At 69.1% G+C, this 13,282-nt stretch carries 14 protein-coding genes; 4 read left to right on the plus strand and 10 right to left on the minus strand.

What is annotated here, in order from left to right; all coding sequences use genetic code 11:
- Window positions 1-123 precede the first annotated feature (123 nt).
- Together ACHAAJ_RS09260 and ACHAAJ_RS09265 are read left to right on the plus strand one after the other, a co-directional pair.
- Window positions 124-723: a hypothetical protein gene (locus ACHAAJ_RS09260; protein ID WP_435727799.1), complete on the plus strand. Its 600-nt coding sequence runs from the start codon at window positions 124-126 to the stop codon at window positions 721-723.
- 68 nt (window positions 724-791) lie between these two features.
- Entirely contained in the window at window positions 792-2,081 is a 1,290-nt protein-coding gene (locus ACHAAJ_RS09265; protein WP_435727800.1) for an aminotransferase-like domain-containing protein, read from the plus strand.
- A 225-nt stretch (window positions 2,082-2,306) separates the two neighbouring features.
- Here the strand turns inward: ACHAAJ_RS09265 and ACHAAJ_RS09270 are convergent, their stop codons facing one another.
- The 3 genes from ACHAAJ_RS09270 to ACHAAJ_RS09280 all read right to left on the minus strand — a co-directional run bounded on the left by ACHAAJ_RS09270 (window position 2,307) and on the right by ACHAAJ_RS09280 (window position 5,331).
- Window positions 2,307-3,974 (minus strand): ribonuclease J, encoded by a 1,668-nt coding sequence (locus ACHAAJ_RS09270; RefSeq protein WP_435727801.1) that lies wholly within the window; start codon window positions 3,972-3,974, stop codon window positions 2,307-2,309.
- A 269-nt stretch (window positions 3,975-4,243) separates the two neighbouring features.
- Complete coding sequence (locus ACHAAJ_RS09275) at window positions 4,244-4,954, minus strand: NUDIX hydrolase (RefSeq protein ID WP_435727802.1); 711 nt, start codon at window positions 4,952-4,954, stop codon at window positions 4,244-4,246.
- Window positions 4,951-5,331 (minus strand): winged helix-turn-helix transcriptional regulator, encoded by a 381-nt coding sequence (locus ACHAAJ_RS09280; RefSeq protein ID WP_435727803.1) that lies wholly within the window; start codon window positions 5,329-5,331, stop codon window positions 4,951-4,953. Before ACHAAJ_RS09280 ends, ACHAAJ_RS09275 begins: the two co-directional genes overlap by 4 nt.
- A 99-nt stretch (window positions 5,332-5,430) precedes the next feature.
- Here ACHAAJ_RS09280 and ACHAAJ_RS09285 point away from each other — a divergent pair, with 99 nt between their 5' ends.
- Together ACHAAJ_RS09285 and ACHAAJ_RS09290 are read left to right on the plus strand one after the other, a co-directional pair.
- The gene (locus ACHAAJ_RS09285) at window positions 5,431-6,033 is read left to right on the plus strand and encodes an NAD(P)-dependent oxidoreductase (RefSeq protein ID WP_435727804.1); all 603 of its coding nucleotides are present in this window, start codon (window positions 5,431-5,433) and stop codon (window positions 6,031-6,033) included.
- Between the two features lie 230 nt (window positions 6,034-6,263).
- The gene (locus ACHAAJ_RS09290) at window positions 6,264-6,875 is read left to right on the plus strand and encodes a flavin reductase family protein (RefSeq protein ID WP_435727805.1); all 612 of its coding nucleotides are present in this window, start codon (window positions 6,264-6,266) and stop codon (window positions 6,873-6,875) included.
- Between the two features lie 79 nt (window positions 6,876-6,954).
- On the opposite strand, the gene idi is transcribed toward ACHAAJ_RS09290, so the two are convergent.
- The 7 genes from idi to ACHAAJ_RS09325 form a co-directional block, all read right to left on the minus strand.
- Window positions 6,955-7,515: an isopentenyl-diphosphate Delta-isomerase gene (gene idi, locus ACHAAJ_RS09295; protein ID WP_435727806.1), complete on the minus strand. Its 561-nt coding sequence runs from the start codon at window positions 7,513-7,515 to the stop codon at window positions 6,955-6,957.
- 120 nt (window positions 7,516-7,635) lie between these two features.
- A complete protein-coding gene (locus ACHAAJ_RS09300) occupies window positions 7,636-8,253 on the minus strand; it encodes a flavin reductase family protein (RefSeq protein WP_435727807.1) in 618 nt (205 codons plus the stop codon).
- Between the two features lie 86 nt (window positions 8,254-8,339).
- Window positions 8,340-9,188, minus strand: a complete 849-nt coding sequence (catA, locus tag ACHAAJ_RS09305) for a catechol 1,2-dioxygenase (RefSeq protein ID WP_435727808.1) — start codon at window positions 9,186-9,188, stop codon at window positions 8,340-8,342.
- Window positions 9,189-9,345: 157 nt separating this feature from the next.
- Window positions 9,346-9,624 carry a muconolactone Delta-isomerase gene (catC, locus tag ACHAAJ_RS09310; protein WP_435727809.1) on the minus strand — a complete coding sequence of 93 codons (279 nt, stop codon included), beginning with the start codon at window positions 9,622-9,624 and terminating at the stop codon, window positions 9,346-9,348.
- Window positions 9,625-9,650: 26 nt separating this feature from the next.
- Window positions 9,651-10,751: an enolase C-terminal domain-like protein gene (locus ACHAAJ_RS09315; protein ID WP_435727810.1), complete on the minus strand. Its 1,101-nt coding sequence runs from the start codon at window positions 10,749-10,751 to the stop codon at window positions 9,651-9,653.
- On the minus strand, window positions 10,748-11,641 hold the full coding sequence (locus ACHAAJ_RS09320) for a LysR substrate-binding domain-containing protein (protein ID WP_435727811.1): 894 nt from the start codon (window positions 11,639-11,641) through the stop codon (window positions 10,748-10,750). The genes ACHAAJ_RS09315 and ACHAAJ_RS09320 overlap by 4 nt, the downstream gene beginning before the upstream one ends.
- A 112-nt stretch (window positions 11,642-11,753) precedes the next feature.
- Window positions 11,754-13,250 (minus strand): dihydrolipoamide acetyltransferase family protein, encoded by a 1,497-nt coding sequence (locus ACHAAJ_RS09325; RefSeq protein WP_435727812.1) that lies wholly within the window; start codon window positions 13,248-13,250, stop codon window positions 11,754-11,756.
- Between the last annotated feature and the right edge of the window lie 32 nt (window positions 13,251-13,282).

Raw genomic sequence — 13,282 nt, forward strand, 5'->3', positions numbered from 1 at the left:
CCGACAGTGCGGGCGGCCCGAAACGTCGCCCAACCGATGCCGAGATGTGCTGTGTGGCGGGGCGGCCGCGACCTACCGTGAAGCCAGGCGCCACCCGCGGCGCCCGGGCCCGAAGGGAGCGCCATGTCGGCCGTTCGCAGCGTTGGCGCGGTCCTCGCGACACTGGCGCTCGCGGCCGCGGCGGGATGCGCCGCCGTCGTGCCGGAACCCGGCGGCGCGCCGTCGGACCGTGGTGTGGACCTGTCCCCCGGCGCCCCGCGTTCGGGGCCGCCGTCCGCGATGCCGGCCGGACCGCCGGCGGCCGCGAGCATCACCGCGCTGGCGCCGCTCACCGTTTTCTATGTGGCGGTGGACGACGGCGGCGTGGCGGGCCCGGCGATCGGGTGCGGGGACAGCGTCGTCGCCACGGCAACGGACCCGGCAGAGTTCACCGACCAAGTGGAGGGCGCGATACGGCACCTACTGGCCGGGCGCGAGCGCTTCGTCGCACCGTCGGGGCTCCTGAACGCGCTGCACCGGTCCGAGCTGGAGTACGTCGGGGCGACCGTGCGCGGGGACACGGTGACCGTCCTGCTGACCGGCGCGGTGGTTTCCGGGGGCACCTGCGACGACGCACGGATCCACGAGCAGCTCCGGCATACGGCCATGCTGGCGGCCGGGACCCCGAGGGCGGAGATCCTGGTCGACGGGACGCCGCTGTGGGATCTCGCGGGGACCGAGTAGGGGCCGCCGGGATGCATCCAGGGAACAACTGTTGCTTATTTGGCAACTTGGGTTGTTAGGATGTGTCGGTGACCACATCCAATATCCCCCTTGCCGCCAGTGATCCGGTCCAGACCGAAACGGACGTCGCGCTGGCCCGCGCCGCCGCCGCACACCGCCACGAATCCCTGTATTCGCAGCGCGCCGCCAACATCAAGCAGTCCGCCGTCCGCGACGTCTTCGACATCTCGATGCGCCCGGGCCTCGTCTCCCTGGCCGGGGGCAATCCGTTCCTGCAGTCGCTGCCGCTCGAGAAGATCGGCGGAATGGCCTACCGGATCATCACCGAGGAGGGGCTCTCCGCGCTGCAGTACGGCGGCGGGCAGGGCACTCCGGGGCTGCGGTCGCAGATCTGCGAGGTGATGGCCGAGGAGGGCATCACGGACGCGCGGCCGGAGAACGTCGTCGTCACCACGGGTTCGCAGTCGGCGCAGGACGTCGCGTGCAAGGTGTTCTGTAACCCCGGCGACGTGGTCCTGTGCGAAGACCCCACGTATGTCGGGGCGCTCAACACGTTCGAATCGCACGAGGTCACCGTGGTTCCGGTGGGCATGGACGAGAACGGCCTGCTGCCCGAGGAGCTCGAGGCGCGCATCGCGGAGGTGCGGGCCGGCGGCGGGACCATCAAGTTCCTCTACACGATCCCCAACTTCAACAACCCCTCCGGCATCACGCTCGCCGAGGACCGCCGCCAGCGGATTGTGGACATCTGCCGCGAGGCCAACATCCTGGTGGTGGAGGACAACCCATACGGGCTCTTGAAGTTCGACGGGGAACCGCACACCACGCTGCGGGCCGCCAACCCAGAGGACGTGCTCTACATGGGGTCCTTCTCCAAGATACTGGCCCCCGGGCTGCGGATCGGCTGGGCGCTGGTTCCGGAACACCTGCTGCGCCGCTTCTACCTGGCCAGCGAGGCCGTGACCCTCTGCCCGCCGACACTGAACCAGGACCTGATCAGCGCCTACCTGAACGAACACGACTGGCGGGGACAGATCCGCACGTACCGCTCGCTCTACGCGGAGCGGTGCGCGGCCATGCTGGACGCGCTGGAGGAATTCATGCCGGCCGGCGTGGAATGGACGAAGCCCGAGGGCGGATTCTTCGTGTGGGTGACGCTTCCGGAGGGGATCGATACCTATCCGCTGCTGGCGCGGGCCATCGACGCGGGGGTGGTCTTCATCCCCGGGGCCGCGTTCACTCCCTCTGACGAGCCGAGCAACAAGCTGCGGCTGGCGTTCAGCGCGGTGGCGGCGGACAAGATCCACGAGGGCGTCCGGCGGCTGGCACCGGTGCTGGCGGAGGCCATGGCCGGCTAGCTCCCCGGGTTTCCCCTGCCGCGCTCGCGGTGACCGGTTGTCCGGTGGCCGGCGTGCGGTGAGCCGGCGCCACATTGCGGGAAGCCACTAACCCCTCCGGATCCGCAACCGGTCACCGTGACCGGTTTTTCCCGGACCCGCAGGCAATCCGCACAGCAAAACGCCCCTCCACCCGAGACTCCGGGTGGAGGGGCATTCCGATGTGGCGCCGGGTGCCGCGTGTGCCTAGGCGTCGACCGCGATGGCCGTGATGACCGGGCTGCGGCGGTAGGCCCGCTTCATCCAGACGGCGACCGCGTCGGCGATGACCTCCTCCGGATCGCGGTTCCGCGCGCCGCTGAGGGCCTTCTCGATGGCCGCGATGGCCGGCTTGAAGTCCGCCGGCTCGTGCACGAAGCCGCGGGGGAAGAACTCCGGATCCTCGACGAGCTTGTTGGTCTTCGGGTCCAGGATGGCCAGCACCGTGACGGTTCCGTCCTCGGCCAACTGAATGCGCTCCTGCAGCGAGGCCTCCGTGGCCTTGCCGACCACGCCGTCCTCCACGTAGACGTAGCCGGCGGGGATGCGGCCACTGATCTTGGCGTGGCCCTTCTGCAGGTCGATCGTGACGCCGTCCTCGGCAATGATGACGTTTTCCTTCGGGACACCGGTGCGGATAGCCAGTTCGCCGTTGGAGCGCAGGTGGCGGTGCTCGCCGTGCACGGGCATGACGTTCTTCGGCTTGACGATGTTGTAGCAGTACACCAACTCGCCGGCGGAGGCGTGTCCGGAGACGTGCACCTTGGCGTTGCCCTTGTGGACCACGGTCGCGCCGAGGACGGTCAGGGCGTTGATCAGTCCGTAGATGGCCGTCTCGTTGCCCGGGATCAGCGAGCTGGCCAGCAGCACCGTGTCGCCGTCATTGATGTTGATCATGTGGTCGCGGCTGGCCATGCGGGCCAGGGCGGCCATCGGCTCGCCCTGCGAACCGGTGCAGACGAAGACTGCCTTGTTGTCCGGCATCTTCTCGAGGGTCTTGAAGTCCACCAGTAGGCCACGCGGCACGTTGAGGTAGCCCAGCTCGCGGGCGGTGGTCATGTTGCGGACCATGGAACGGCCGACGAACGCGACCTTGCGGCCGTGCTCGTGCGCCGAGTCCAGGATCTGCTGGATGCGGTGGATGTGGCTCGCGAAGCTGGACACGATGATCCGCTTGGGCGCCTTGCGGAAGACCTCGTCGATGGCCGGCAGGAGGTCCTTCTCCGACGTCGTGAAGCCCGGCACGTCGGCGTTGGTCGAGTCCGTCAGGAAAAGGTCCACGCCCTCGGTGCCGAGGCGCGCGAAGCCGGCCAGGTCGGTGATGCGGTTGTCGAGGGGGAACTGGTCCATCTTGAAGTCACCCGTGTGCAGCACCATGCCGGCCGGCGTGCGGATGGCGACGGCCAGGCCGTCCGGGATGGAGTGGTTGACCGCGACGAACTCGAGGTCGAACGGACCCATGGGGGTGCGGTCGCCCTCCTTGACCTCGACGGTCTTGGGGTTGATCCGGTGCTCCTTGAGCTTGGCCTTGATGAAGGCCAGCGTCAGCGTGGAGCCGATCAGGGGAATGTCTCGGCGTTCGCGCAACAGGTACGGGACGCCACCGATGTGGTCCTCGTGGCCGTGTGTCAAGACGATGCCGACGACGTCGTTGATGCGGTCGCGGATGGCGGTGAAGTCCGGGAGGATGACGTCGACGCCGGGGTGGACCTCCTCGGGGAAGAGGACGCCGCAGTCGACGATCAGCAGTTTTCCGCCGAACTCGAACACCGTCATGTTGCGGCCGATTTCACCGAGGCCACCGAGGGCGACGATGCGCATGGCTCCCTGAGCGAGCTTGGGCGGGGTGGACAATTCTGCGAGCGACTTGGTCATGTGTTCGGCTTCCTCGGGTCTGCGATCTTCGTGGTGCGGCGGCAGGCTGTCCTGCGACGTGGGTCCGCGGTGCTTCAAAACTGTGGTTTATCTCAACCGGTGTGCATCGAAAATTTGGGGGATGCATCATGTGCGGCCGGCCGGGCGGGCGGGGACATGGCGCCACCGTCACGGTACATCGGCGGTGCGCCTACGCTTCGCGGGTCGGGCGGCGGGCAATCAGGCATCGGTACGACTCTACCGCGCAAGGGTCCAGTTCCCCAGCCGGACTAGTCGGTTCGGCTGTAGACCCAAGGCAGGGAACTCATGTCCAGCCGGTGTCGCGCCGCACCGCCCGCCACCCGCGCAGCCGACGCCGGGGCACCGGCGTCGTACTCCGCGTCGCCGTCCCAGGCCACGGCCCGCCCGCCGCCGGGCAGCGAAAGCATGCGGCTGCGGAACGTCTCCGGGGCCGCCCCCGCCGCCGCGGACAGCGCTTCGCCGACCGACGGCACGCCCGCCAACCCGTGGAGCGTGACCCAGGTGGGCGTGACCAGAGACACCTCGCCGCGGCCGTGGCGCTCGAGCAGGTCGGCCGGGCGCATCCAGAGGTGGTCGAGGTGCTCGTCGGGACTGAGGACGACCTCCGCGTCGGGCGCGTGGGCCAGGAAGAACCACGTCCGCAACCGCTTGGGGGCGCTGGCCGGAGGCAGCCAGACGGACAGGTGAACCAGCTCCTCGACGCCGATCCGCAGACCCGTCTCCTCGAACGTCTCGCGGGCGCCGGCGCGCCGGGCCGCGGCGTCCGAATCGTCGTCGTGCCGGTCCTCCGGATCGACGTAACCGCCCGGGAAAACCCAGGCGCCCGCGAACGATCCCTTGTGGCGCAGGCGCTCCAAGAGGAGGACCTCCGGACCGGTGGCGGAATCGCGCAGGAGGACGACTGTTGCCGCGTCCCCGTGGAATTCGGGTTCCGCGGCTGGTTTCTTCACGTTGGTCATGCTTGGGCCTTTGCGCGGTCGTCGTAGTCGTCCCGGGCCGCGAGGATGCCCGCGGCGTGCTGCTCGGCCCAGATGCGAACGGCGTCGAGAGGCCCCAGCAGCGTGCGGCCGGTGTCGGTCAGTTGGTACTCCACGCGCGGGGGCACCTCCGCGTAGACCGTCCGGCGGACCAGACCGTCGCGCTCGAGGGCGCGAAGTGTCTGTGTCAGGACCTTGGGCGTCACGCCGCCGACCGCCGAACGAAGCACGGAGAATCGGCGCGGGCCGTCCTTCAGGCCGTGGATGACCAGGGGCGTCCACTTGTCACCGATGCGCTGCAGCACCACGCGCGAAGGGCAGCCGGGCTCCATCACATTGAAGCGGCGCCCGGTGTCCATAGGGGTACTGTATGACTTTGAGGTGCTCGGTATCAAGTTGATACTATTGTCGGGAACAGGCCACCGACCGGTGGCTTCAACCCCACGAAGGGACCACCCATGAAGATCGCAGTCTACGGAGCCACCGGCATGGTCGGCAGCCAGATCGTCGCGGAGGCCGTGAGCCGCGGGCACGATGTCACCGCCGTGTCGCGTTCCGGCGCAGAGGTTCCGGGCGCCGCGGCGGCTGCCGCTGACATCGCCGATGTCCCCGCGTACAAAAAACTCGCCGGATCCCACGACGCGGTCGTGCTCTCCGTTGCACCTCCGCGCGACGGCTCGACCCACGCGCCGTTCGTCGCCGCACACGAGAACATCTCCGAGACCCTCGTTTCCGCACGCGTGTTCGTGGTCGGCGGAGCCGGAGCCACCGAAGTGGACGGCGTGCAACTCAAGGACCTGGCCGGGTTCCCCGATGCCTACAAGCCCGAGGCGACCACGATGGGTGAAGTCCTCGAGGCCTACAACTCCGCCTCCGGGCTCAGCTGGACCATGCTGGCCCCGGCTCCGCGGATCGCACCCGGCGAGCGCACCGGTTCCTACAAGCTGGGCGTCGACTCCCCCGCGGGTGAATCGGTGTCCACTGAGGACTTCGCCGTCGCAGTGCTGGACGAGCTCGAGGACCCCAAGCACGAGAACCGCCGCTTCACGGTCGCCAACTAGCCCGCGCCCCCTGGCAGCCGGCGCCACATTGCCGCTCCGCCGCCGTTCCCGCGACTCCCGCGGGCGGGTTCCATCCGCCGGAATGCGGGGATCCATCCGCGGGCGGACACAGCCCCACCCTGGATGGCCGGCCGATGTGGCGCCGGCTGACGGGGTCGCACGCGCTGTGGACCGGCTGTGGCGCCGGTCTGGCCGCGCGCCCGCATGCAGGGGTGTGTTTTGCTGGAGGCATGCGCATCGACTTTGACGCCGGGTCCGTCCCGGCGCGAGACATCTACCGCCTGCTGACGTCGTTGGTCATTCCCCGACCCATCGCCTGGGTGTCGACCATGGACGGGGACGGCGTTGCGAACCTGGCGCCACATTCGTTCTTCACGGTCGCCGCAACGGACCCGGGAATCGTCCAATTCACCTCGGAATCACGCAAGGACACCCTCCGCAACATCGAGGCAACCGGGGAGTTTGTGGTCAATGTGGCGCCGGCTAGCCTGCTCAAGCAGGTGAACGCCTCCGCCACCCGCTTCCCTCACGGCACCAGCGAGTTCACGCAGGCTGCCGTCCGTCCAGAACCGAGCCTCACGGTGGCGCCGCCCCGTGTCGCCGACTCCCCCGCCGCGATCGAGTGCACGCTCCACCAGGTCATCTCCGTGGCGAACTCGTTTCTGGTCCTGGGGCTGGTTCGGCACATCGCCGTCAACGAGGAGGCGCTGGAGGACGGGCAGCCGGTTCCGGAGCGGCTGGACCCGCTCGCGCGCCTCGGCGGCAATGGATGGAGCACCCTCGGGGATGTCGTCCATCTGGACCGCATCCGCATGGCCGATTGGAACACCGGCAAACGCTGAGCAGGCGGTCAGGCCAGGAGGCACCAGGCAGTCAGGCCACGGGAAGTAGCGGAATTCACGCCGCGGGAGATAGCGGGAGTCAGGCCCCGGGACCCGCGTAGGCAAGGCCGCGCACCGCGAGCTGCTCCAATTGCCACACCATCCAGGGGCTGAATGCCCACGGCGTGGCGTCGGCGCCCGACAGCAGATCCTCCGGCCGCACCCAGTGGAAATCGGCGACCTCGCCGGGAACCGGATCCGGTTCCCCCGAGGCGCGCGCGAAGTACACGGGGCAGAATTCGTTCTCGACGATCCCGGAGGCATCCACGGCGCGGTAGCGGAAGTCCGGCAGGACCAGGGCCAGCGCGTCCAGGTCGAGGCCAAGTTCGAAGCGCGCGCGGCGACGGACGGCATCGGCCATGTCCTCGCCGGGCCCGGGGTGCCCGCAGACGGAGTTGGTCCAGACCCCGGGCCACGCCTTCTTGTCCAGCGCGCGGCGCGTCGCGAGCACACGCCCGTCGGAGTTAAAAATATGGCAGGAAAACGCTAGGTGCAGCGGCGTATCCTCCGTGTGGATGGTTGCCTTGGGCGCCGTGCCGATCGGGCCGTGCGCGCCGTCCAACAGCACGACGCTCTCGGGAACATTCCCGTCCTGTGACATCAATCCACCTCGCCTTGGCCTGTCCGGAAAGGCTATCCGATTCCCCGCCCCGCAGTCCCGTCGGCGGGGTTCCACCGGAGCCGTCCACCATGGCGGACGACGCCGGTGCCCCCACGCCCGCTAGAGTCGAGTGAACGATCCGACGCCGGCGAGCCAGCCGCCCGGGTCGGCCGGCGGGGCGTCAGCCGGGGCGCCCGCAACCGCGCCGGCAGGGGAGCCCGCCGGGGATCCCGCGGATCGTACCGCCAGGAGCTGCTCGCCCAAGCGGCGGAATCCGCTGCCCTGGCTCAGGAGCGGTTCCGCGTCTCCGACGGCGAGCGCCACCACCTCGCCGACGACGATGACGTGGTCGCCGCCGTCGTACAGGTTCCAGGGACGGCACTCCATGGTGGACGCGTTGCCCTCCAGTACCGGAACGTCCCCGTGGAGCGACCAATCCGGCGCCGGGATCACCGTATCGCCGGCGAATCTCCGCGCCACGTCCGCCTGGTCCGCGGCCAGGATGTTGACCGCGAAGGGCGAGGACTTGAGGACGCGCGTGGCCTTCGACGTGCGGCGCAGTGTCACCTGCACCAGCGGCGGATCCTCCGACACGGCGGCAAAGGACGTGACGGTCGCCCCGTACGGCACGCGCTCCTCGTCCAGCGTGGTCACCACGGCCACGCCGGTCCCGAGGCGGCCGAACGCGTCGCGCAACGCCCGGGGCCGGACCGCGCGCAGGGTGTTGTGTCGGGTCATCGCTGGCTCCTTCGGCACGGCAGGCATAAACGGGGTTAAAAGACGCGGCGGTCCGGTTGCCGAGGCAACCGGACCGCCAATGCGGTCTAGGCCTGCGGGTCCAGCACGAAGTCGTACGTGGTCTGGACGCCGTTGTCGGCCGGCTGGATGTCCAGCATGAGTTCCGGCTTCACGGCGGTCGCGATGTCATCCTCGTTGTGCGGGTCGCCCGGGAAGTACAGCTGGGCGGTCAGCAGCTCGTGGCCCGGGGCGGACACCTTCAGGTGCAGGTGCGCGGGACGCCAGGCGTGCCATCCGGCGGCGGCGATCAGCTGGCCGCAGGCGCCGTCCGTGGGGATCTGGTACGGAGCCGGCTGCATGGTTTCGATCTGGAAGTTGCCCTGGTCGTCGGCGATGAAGGCGCCGCGGAGGTTCCACTCCGGGATGTTCGGGGCGAACTGCGAGTAGAAGCCCTCCTCGTCGGCGTGCCAGAGCTCGATCTTGGCGCCGGCGAGCGGCGATCCGTCGGTGGAGCGGACCTGGCCCTGGAAGAGCAGCGGGGTGCCCAATTCGTCCTCGCGCATCGAGATCTTGGCCGGGGACTTCTGCTCCGGGGACTCGGGGACGTAGTACGGGCCCTCGATGGAGCCCTTGTTGCCCTCGCGGTGGCTGGTGGCGACGTCCTCGACGGAGTGCTCGACCCAAACGTCCATGAACAGCGGCCATTCGCCGTCTTCGCCGACGCGGATCAGCCATGCCTTCAGGGCGTTGAACTCGTCGTAGGTCACGCGCTCTTCGAGCACGATGTCGTTGGCGGCCTTGATCAGCTTGCCGGCCAGAAGGCCAACCCGCTCGACGTCGGCCGCGACGGCTCCGGTCTTGCCGGACTGGCGGAAACGGTCGGTGGCGGCGCTACCCGACTTGGCGGCGGATGCGGTTTCGTTCTCGATGCTCATGGTCTATTCCTTTTCTGCTTCGGCACCGGCGGCGTCGCCGGCGTGATGTGGGTCTCGCTTGATGCCTGCTATCAATTTAGGCGTGACATCAAGTAAGGGGAAATATGCTTTTCGCCCCGATTGATAGCTTTTTCGCCCTAATCAAGGGGTACGGCCGCTAGTGGATCGAGTTCGGGTGCTTGGCCAGCGGCGTGACCTTGACTTTCATGTATGGGTACATGGGGAATCCGCTGAGGATGGTGTGGAGCTCGTCGTTGGATTCGACGTCGAACAGCGAGTAGTTCGCGTATTCGCCGACCACGCGCCAGATGCCGGCGAACCGGCCGTCCTGCTGGAGCGCCTGCGAGTACTCCTTCTCGAGTCCCTGCAGCCGGGAGATCTCCTCGGCGTCAAGGTGCGGGGGGAACGTGACGTCCATGCGGGCCAAAAACAGCATGCTTCTCCTTCGGGTGGTGGGGTGGGTCAGTTCATGCGGTAGCGGGCGAGTTTTCCCTCGTCCACCTCGATGCCGACGCCGGGGACGTCGCGCACGGCGATGGTGCCGTCGACGATCCTCAGCGGCTCGGCGAGCAGGTCGTCGGCCATGTCCAGGAAGTTGGACAGCTCTCCGGCCCGGCGGGACGTCGCCTCGAACGCGGCGCCGAACGTCACGGTGGCCAGCGACCCGATCTGCGTGTCGATCTGGTTGCCCATCGTGACGTCCACGCCCAGTCCGGTGCACAGGCCCAGGATCTCCTGCGCCTCCGTGAAGCCGCTGCGGGCGGTCTTGATGCAGATCGAGTTGCAGCCGCCGGAGAGCAGTTCGCGGGACACGTCCCCGGCCGTCGGCACGGATTCGTCGCCGACGATCGGGATGGGCGACTTCACGACGAGCCGCTGGCGGCTCATGGCCTCCTTGGCGTCGCACGGCTCCTCGAGGCGGGTGATGCCCAGTCCCTCGGTGCGCTGCAGGACCTCCATGGCCTCGTTTGCGGTCCAGCCTCGGTTGGCGTCCAAATACAGTTCGACGTCGTCGCCGAGCCCCTCGCGGAGCACGTGGCACGCCTCGATGTCCAGGGCCAGCGGGCGGCGGCCGACCTTGAGCTTGAACGTGGTGATGCCATAGTCCTCCCCGAATCGCAGGGCCTCCTCGAGGAGTTCCTGCGCCGGCCGGAAGCCCAGCATGTGGCTCACGCGCAGCCGGTCGGTGTAGCCGCCGAGCAGCTTGTGCACGGGCGTGCCGACGGATTTGCCGATCACGTCCCACAGGGCGATGTCCACGGTGCCCTTGGCGACCTGGTTGTGGATGGTGCGGTCCATCACGGCGCGCACCTTGCTGCGGTCCAGGACGTCGAGGCCCACGAGCTGCGGGGCGAACACCTTCTCGACGATCGAGAGGATCGAGTCCTGCGTTTCGCCGTAGGTGTAGGGGCGCGGCGGGGCGTCCGCGGTGCCGATGAGTCCGTCGTCGGTGTGGACGCGGATCAGGACGTGCTCGGCTGCTTCCACCTCGCCGCTCGCGAACTTCAGGGGGTGGGTGTACGGGATCGCGTAGGGGATCGCCTCGATCCGCTCGATTTTCACGCGGTGGTTCCTTCCGTGGAGGCTGGGGGGTCGAAGAGGTCTAGGAAGTTGCGCACCAGGGGGCTGACGTTGCCGGACTTCCAGCCGACGGCGAGGTCCACCACCGGCGCGTCGCGCAACGGGCGGAAGACGATGCCCTGGAGGGCGAACATGCGACGCGTCGTGGGGACCAGCGCGACGCCGGTTCCGGACGCGACGAAGGACAGCAGCGTCGAGGTCTCGCGGGCCTCCTGCACGACGTCTGGGCGGAACCCGGCCTTGCGGCAGGCCTCCACGAAAATGCTGTTCACGGCGGAGGCGTGCGGATAGGAGATGAAGGCCTCTCCGGAGAGGTCCGCGAGGTCCAGCGTTCCGCGCGAGGCCAGCGCATGGTCCTCCGGGAGGGCGACCACCAGCGAGTCCTGTTCGAGGAACTTGAGGTCGATGTCCGTGGAACGGATCGGGGGCCGCAGCACGGCGACGTCGATGCGTCCTTCTTCCAGCGCCTCCTCCATCTGGGGAGTGAGCATCTCCCCCTGGACCTTGAGCCGCAGGCCCGGCATGCCCCGGCGGGCGGCCTCGACAATGCGCGGCATCAGGCGGTAGGTGGCCGAGCCGGCGAAACCGACCCGGATGACGCCGCTGGCGCCCTCGCCGACCAGGCGGACGTCGTGGGCCAGCTGGTCGACCTCAGCCAGCAGGACCCGGGCGCGGGTCAGCAGGAGCTCCCCGGCGGGGGTCAGGTCCACCTTGCGGGTGGTGCGTGCCAACAGCTGGGTGCCGAGCTGCTCCTCGAGCTGCTTGATCTGCTGGGACAGGGGCGGCTGGGCCATGTGCAGGCGGCTGGCCGCGCGGCCGAAGTGGCGCTCCTCGGCCACGGCGACAAAGTAGCGCAGCTGTCGCGTCTCCATTGGCGCTCCTCGGGTCCACGGGGCCGTGTGCCCCACGCAACAGAGTAGGCGCGCGGACTAGGCGAGGGAAATACTCATTGGGCCCTTACTGAGAGGCAATCCATATCAATGCCTAGTCCAGCAGTAGCGCGGGCTCCTCCATGATCGCGGCGACATCCGCCATGAAGCGCGCGGACAGGTCCCCGTCCACCACGCGGTGGTCGAAGCTGCCGCCGAGGGTCGTGATCCAGCGCGGAACCACCTCCCCGGACACCACCCACGGCTTGAGCTTGATGGTCCCGAACGCGACGATCGCGACCTCGCCCGGGTTGATGATGGGCGTGCCGATGTCGATCCCCAGCGCGCCGATGTTGGTGATGGTCAGGGTCCCGTCGCGCATCGCGTCCGGGCGGGTGCGGCCCTCGCGCGCCGTGGTGGCGAGCTCGTTGAGGTTGACCGCGAGTTCGCGCAGGTTCATGTCCTGCGCGTCCTTGATGTTGGGAACCAGCAGCCCGCGCGGCGTGGCCGCGGCGATGCCCAGGTTCATGAAGTGCTTCACCCGGATCTCGGCGCCCTGGTCCGTGTCCACCCAGCTCGCGTTGACGCTCGGGTTGCGCGCCGCGGCCCACACCACGGCCTTGGCGAGGATCAGCAGCGGGGATACCCGGATGCCCTCGAAGTCCCGGCTCTTCTTGAGCCGCTGCACGAATTCCATGGTCCGCGACGCGTCGACGTCGACGAAGATGCTCACGTGGGGAGCGGTGAACGCGGACTCGACCATCGCCTTGGCGGTGGCCTTGCGCACCCCCTTGACCGGGACGCGCTCGATCCTGCTGTCCAGCGGGGCCTCCTTCGCCGCCCAGAACGACGGCGCCGCCGCCTGCTCGGCCTCGCGCTGGGCCTGGTAGGACATCAGGTCCTCGCGGGTGACCTCCCCCCGGCCGCCCGTTCCCGGGACCTTGGAGAGGTCGATGCCCAGCTGCTTGGCGATCTTGCGGACGGGCGGTTTGGCGAGCACGCGGCCCAGGAACTCGGCGGCCATCGGCCCTGCGGACGCGGCGGCCGCGGCGGCAGAAGCCGCGGTCCAAGGGCGGGAGGCGGCGCCGGGGGCGGCGTTCGCCACGGGGCCCCTTGCCGGAGCCGCGCCGGATGGGACGCCTCCCGGGGCGCCCGACGGGGCCGGCGTCGTCCCCGAGGCACCGCCGGCGTCGCTGCCGGCGCCCGGGCGCTGGCGCGGCCGGCGTCGTACGGGATCGGCCTTGGGGCCGGAGCCGACCAGCGGCCCCGGCGCGGCCGACTTGTCCTCCTCCGACTGGCCTTCCACGGCCACGCCCTCCTTCGGGGCGTCCGGATCGGCCACCTCGATGGGCAGGTCGGGACCCGCGGACCCGTCGGCCTCCTCGTCGACGGAGAAGAGCGGCGCGCCGACGGCGAGCGTCTCCCCCTCGGCCGCGTGCAGCGCGGTGACGAGGCCGGCGTACGGGCTGGGGAGCTCGACCAGCGACTTCGCGGTCTCGATCTCGACGAACACCTGGTTGACGGCGACGGTGTCCCCCGGCTTGACCTTCCAAGAGACGACGTCGGCCTCGGTCAGGCCTTCGCCGACGTCGGGGAGGGTGAAGGTGCTCATGGTGTCTCCTGGGTGGTTCGCTGGCGACGGTC

This window comes from Arthrobacter arnarulunnguaqae, from assembly GCF_051262515.1.
Classification (GTDB): domain Bacteria; phylum Actinomycetota; class Actinomycetes; order Actinomycetales; family Micrococcaceae; genus Arthrobacter_N.

Excerpts from the sequence above, each read along its gene's own strand:
- ACHAAJ_RS09260 (WP_435727799.1), top strand. The coding sequence starts at position 124 with ATGTCGGCCGTTCGCAGCGTTGGCGCGGTCCTCGCGACACTGGCGCTC.
- ACHAAJ_RS09270 (WP_435727801.1), bottom strand. The coding sequence starts at position 3,974 with ATGACCAAGTCGCTCGCAGAATTGTCCACCCCGCCCAAGCTCGCTCAG.
- ACHAAJ_RS09275 (WP_435727802.1), bottom strand. The coding sequence starts at position 4,954 with ATGACCAACGTGAAGAAACCAGCCGCGGAACCCGAATTCCACGGGGAC.
- ACHAAJ_RS09280 (WP_435727803.1), bottom strand. The coding sequence starts at position 5,331 with ATGGACACCGGGCGCCGCTTCAATGTGATGGAGCCCGGCTGCCCTTCG.
- ACHAAJ_RS09285 (WP_435727804.1), top strand. The coding sequence starts at position 5,431 with ATGAAGATCGCAGTCTACGGAGCCACCGGCATGGTCGGCAGCCAGATC.
- ACHAAJ_RS09290 (WP_435727805.1), top strand. The coding sequence starts at position 6,264 with ATGCGCATCGACTTTGACGCCGGGTCCGTCCCGGCGCGAGACATCTAC.
- idi (WP_435727806.1), bottom strand. The coding sequence starts at position 7,515 with ATGTCACAGGACGGGAATGTTCCCGAGAGCGTCGTGCTGTTGGACGGC.
- ACHAAJ_RS09300 (WP_435727807.1), bottom strand. The coding sequence starts at position 8,253 with ATGACCCGACACAACACCCTGCGCGCGGTCCGGCCCCGGGCGTTGCGC.
- catA (WP_435727808.1), bottom strand. The coding sequence starts at position 9,188 with ATGAGCATCGAGAACGAAACCGCATCCGCCGCCAAGTCGGGTAGCGCC.
- catC (WP_435727809.1), bottom strand. The coding sequence starts at position 9,624 with ATGCTGTTTTTGGCCCGCATGGACGTCACGTTCCCCCCGCACCTTGAC.
- ACHAAJ_RS09320 (WP_435727811.1), bottom strand. The coding sequence starts at position 11,641 with ATGGAGACGCGACAGCTGCGCTACTTTGTCGCCGTGGCCGAGGAGCGC.
- ACHAAJ_RS09325 (WP_435727812.1), bottom strand. The coding sequence starts at position 13,250 with ATGAGCACCTTCACCCTCCCCGACGTCGGCGAAGGCCTGACCGAGGCC.